Raw genomic sequence first — 4,265 nt, 5'->3', positions numbered from 1 at the left:
ATAATCACAAACAGATCAACACTAAGATTTGTGAACCCTATTTATCAGCCTTTTCTTAATCGCTTTAAAATGCATACCTCTGTACAAGGTTAAAATGGGACAGGCTGTATGCGCTTTAAGCCAGTTGATATTCGCCCTTTCAGCGAGCGAATGAAGGAGGATCGTTCTTACGATATTACCCAAGATCGCTATTGGGAAGCAGATGAAACCATGTCGATCTATGGCGATCCTGAATTAGGTACATCTGTATGGGATGATGTCAGAAGCTTAGAGCAAATCGACGAAGGTAGGACGCTGTTACCTTATGTGATACGAGAGAAAACTCCACCGATCTTGGACCGTGTTGTACCTCCCGTACCTGAGCCAGATACATCACCTGATGTGAATTATAAAATTGTGGTTGAGGTGGCAGGGATTCAGCACAATGGCTCACAACGACTGTATTTAGCTGCCAACAAAGAGAGCGAGCAAGGACTCGATCTAAAACCTGCAGCCACCCATTTTAAGGATGAAGCGCGCTATCGGAGCCTAGTGGAATTTAATAACCTCCAGAATATCCCTCGGGAGCTAGGCATTCGTATTGCCATGCATGGCAAAGGAGAACAGACGCTTTACTTACCCCTCATTGACCAAATTCAGCCGGTATCCAAGGAAGCTGAAAAAGCCCCCTGGGATACGATTATTATTCCCGTTAAACCCTTGACGTACATAACTCAAAACAAAGTTCGTCCTGAAGCAGACGTCCTCCAGGAAGGGGGATGGCTCTATGTATTTTGGCAAGGAAAACTTTGGCGTGAACTTGAAGTGACTAAAAACCAAACTTACCGGGACACACATGTGGCATTTAGTCGTAATGCTCGTCAAAGCCGTTTAGGATTAACTAACCCCAATGAACGCAAGGCATTGGGTACAGCCTACGACACTATCTGGATACCCTACAAACTTAATGGTGAAGTACAACAAGGCGAAAACGGCGTAAAAATACTGTTTAGCCCTCAACAACTGAGTTGGGATGATATTGACCAGTTTGAAAGAAGTCCTGAAGAGTTAAATAAACGTTCAACAGCTATTGATGATGTCGCTGTTTATGAACAAAGCAAAAGCTTTGATGTAAGTGAAGGTCCCGTTGGACCTATTGCACCAGCTTTGCAGAATCAAAATAAAGAAGCACTGCCTGCCCAGGGTAATAAACGAGTATCATCTGATCGATACCTGGATCGTAACCGCGCCAACAAAATTCCTGTCATTTACTTAAGTTCGTTCAATATTGATGCAATACAAATTACCTGTACTGATGCCGATGGAAGCCCAGCCAAAGGACTTCAATACATAATTGAACTACCTGATGGCACCTCACGTACAGGGACATTAAACGATCAAGGCTGTGCAACTGAAAGCAATATTCCTTCAGGGTTATCCAGTGTCGCCATTGGTGAGGAAGTAACTGAAAATGACATTCTGAGCACTCGCCAAGAAATCAAAAGTGTTTTAGACGGGGTAATTCAAAAGGAAATACAGGAAGCGGCTGCGATTGAAGCCCGACTTAAAGAGAAAGGGATTTTTGGTCGAGCACTGGAGTATGAGCTTGCAAAAGCACGAGGTGCTGGAAAATCGATTTATGGAATAATCACAGGCTTAAAAGAGCTGAGTGATATTGCCATTTTAGCAACCAACCCCATTGTCTCACTTAACAATGGATTGCAAGCCGCTTGGGATGCATGGAAGTACAGCGAAGATGGCAGCTACTTAGCAAACTTCTCAAAAGCATATAACGATAGACACCTTAAAGAGTTTATTGATGTACTGGGCTTTGACCCTAGAACAATTACTAAGGAGCAGTTAGCAGAGGCCAAAGCATTAGCCAATTTCATTTGGGAAGACCAAGAAACTCAGGACATGCTATTAAAGTTTGCTGAGGATTATATTAGTGCCCAGCATAGCCAAGAAATTACTGAGGGAGTGGCAATAGTCGCCACCGATATCGCCTTTGATATCATCATCACCGCACTCACGTTAGGTGCTGGCGCAGCAATAGCCGCTGGAAGTAAATTACAACACCTCAATAAATTCAGCAAACTTGGCTCATTACTGTCTAAGCTTGCGAAGAAGCTAAAAGCGAAAGCCACATGGAAAAAGAAGTCAGTTAAAAAAGGAGAAACTGCAGAATTTGAGCTTAAAAAGCCGAACAGCGAACTCTTAAAAGAAGCTGCAGATATTAATAGCTTGCTTGGTAAAGAGTTACCCAAGCTGGGGCTTGGTGATGAGTTTATAGAGGAAACCGCTAGACTTCACAAATCTATACCTGATTTAGATGTACTTGAGCAGCATGAATTATTAGCCTTACGTGCTTATACTGCAAACTTCTATCCAGAGATTAATAGTGGTTTAAGAGGCTGGAATCCAGAGAACAAAGTTAAATGGGAACCTGTTAATGATGCAGCCACCAGGGCATTAGAAAAACTTGCTCAGCAACCTGGCAGAGCCTATAAAGGGATTGTAAGGCGTGGCTTAACTCTGGATGAAAAAACAGTTCACGAATTGTTCAAAGAGGGTGGGACTTTCGCAGATAAGGCCTTTTTGAGTACTTCCATGAACCCAAATGCTTCGTTTCCTGGCAATGTACATATGAACATCAAATCTAAGACAGGTGTATCAATCTCTGATGTTTCGCATTACCCCAATGAAAAGGAAGTACTGTTTAAGCCAGGAACAAAGTTTGATGTAGTAAATAAAACCCGGTCACCTAATGGAACCTGGGAAATTGATTTAATTGAACAAGACTAATTATGAGATTTGATGATTTAGACAAAGACACTCAAGATGAATTTAAGCGTTTCAAAGATCAGGTTAATTCAATACCTGAATCGCTTAAGTTAACGCCTATTTCAAATAAGTTTTCTGAAGAAAGTCGAGTACAAACTCAATGGCTTTCTAAATATTTGAATTTTCGTAAAAAACTAAAAAATGAAGCAGAAATTAAATCCTATCTGAACTCAGTAGGAAAAAATGCCAGTGACTTTGCATCTAGATTTCGCGGATGTCTATTAGGGCTTGCAGTAGGCGACGCCTTAGGTACAACGCTCGAGTTCAAACAACGAGATGAGTCTTCTGTAATTGATATTATTGGACAAGGTCCTTTTAACTTGGAAGCGGGTCAGTGGACTGATGATACAAGTATGGCGCTGTGTTTAGCTTATAGCTTGCTTCGAAAACAATGCCATGATGCAAAAGATCAAATGGACCTATATACACTTTGGTGGCAACACGGTGCCCTGAGTGTAAACGGTAAGTGCTTTGATATTGGTAACACTGTTATTGATGCATTACAAAACTATCAAAGAAGTGGCAATCCCATCTCAGGCTCTACACACCCTCATAGTGCTGGTAATGGCTCAATAATGCGGCTTGCACCAATCGTTATGTTTTACTGCTCTTCCCCCGCAATGGCTATCAAGTTTGCAGGAGAAAGCTCAAAAACGACACATGGTGCCCAAGAAGCCATTGATGCTTGTTATTACTTAGCGGCCCTATTGCAAGGAGCGCTGATGGGGCAAGATAAAAACCTGCTTCTGAGTAACCTATATGAGCCTACTGCTGGTATTTGGAAGCATTACCCTCTTTCTGATCGCATTCTCGACATAGCAAATGGCTCATATAAACAAAAAGCGCGTGATGAAATTAAGTCGTCAGGGTATGTCGTTGATACGCTAGAAGCTGCATTATGGGCCTTCAATAACTCTGATAGTTTCACGGATGGGGCATTATTAGCGGTTAACTTAGCAGGAGATGCTGACACTATAGGCGCTGTGTATGGGCAAATTGCAGGGGCTTACTATGGTGAATACAACATGCCTATAAACTGGATAAGTAAGCTCCATTACTCACATATCTTTTACCAAAAAGCTGAAGAGCTTATGGCGTTTGGTCTTTGTGACATTTAAACCCTTTCTACTCTGAGCAAGGGTGTTTCCCTTGCTCCTCTTCCTATCACGCTCTAAAAATCCCAAGTAGGTCCTGCGCCTGCACGCCCAAAGCATTGCTACTGTTGGCCTGTAGCCAATTTGGCGTCATTTTTCACTACATTAGAATTTTCTAACTTAGTAATACGTATTACCATTTTTGATAGTATACTACTGCTGTAGCCCAAAAATAGCCGATAACAGAAGTTACCGGAAGTTTTTTCGAGGGGGTTGAGTATTCTGCGGTGGGGCCAGAGCACTAAGGGCACCAGAATATAAATCAGTAGCAGCTTATATAAAGAGCAG

At 42.2% G+C, this 4,265-nt stretch carries 2 protein-coding genes; both read left to right on the top strand.

Features of this window, described 5'->3' with window-relative positions; genetic code table 11:
- Positions 1–108: 108 nt before the first annotated feature.
- Positions 109–2,784 carry an ADP-ribosyltransferase domain-containing protein gene (locus F607_RS0125175; protein ID WP_027710232.1) on the top strand — a complete coding sequence of 892 codons (2,676 nt, stop codon included), beginning with the start codon at positions 109–111 and terminating at the stop codon, positions 2,782–2,784.
- 2 nt (positions 2,785–2,786) lie between these two features.
- The gene (locus F607_RS31825; protein ID WP_084611414.1) at positions 2,787–3,941 is read left to right on the top strand and encodes an ADP-ribosylglycohydrolase family protein; all 1,155 of its coding nucleotides are present in this window, start codon (positions 2,787–2,789) and stop codon (positions 3,939–3,941) included.
- Positions 3,942–4,265: the final 324 nt, after the last annotated feature.

It is taken from the genome of Zooshikella ganghwensis DSM 15267 (assembly GCF_000428585.1).
GTDB lineage: Bacteria > Pseudomonadota > Gammaproteobacteria > Pseudomonadales > Zooshikellaceae > Zooshikella > Zooshikella ganghwensis.
The sequence above is the reverse complement of the archived record's forward strand: the minus strand, read 5'-3'. Positions and strand labels throughout refer to the sequence as shown.

Bases quoted from the DNA above. Each gene is read 5' to 3' on its own strand.
- F607_RS0125175 (WP_027710232.1), top strand. From the start codon at position 109: ATGCGCTTTAAGCCAGTTGATATTCGCCCTTTCAGCGAGCGAATGAAG.
- F607_RS31825 (WP_084611414.1), top strand. From the start codon at position 2,787: ATGAGATTTGATGATTTAGACAAAGACACTCAAGATGAATTTAAGCGT.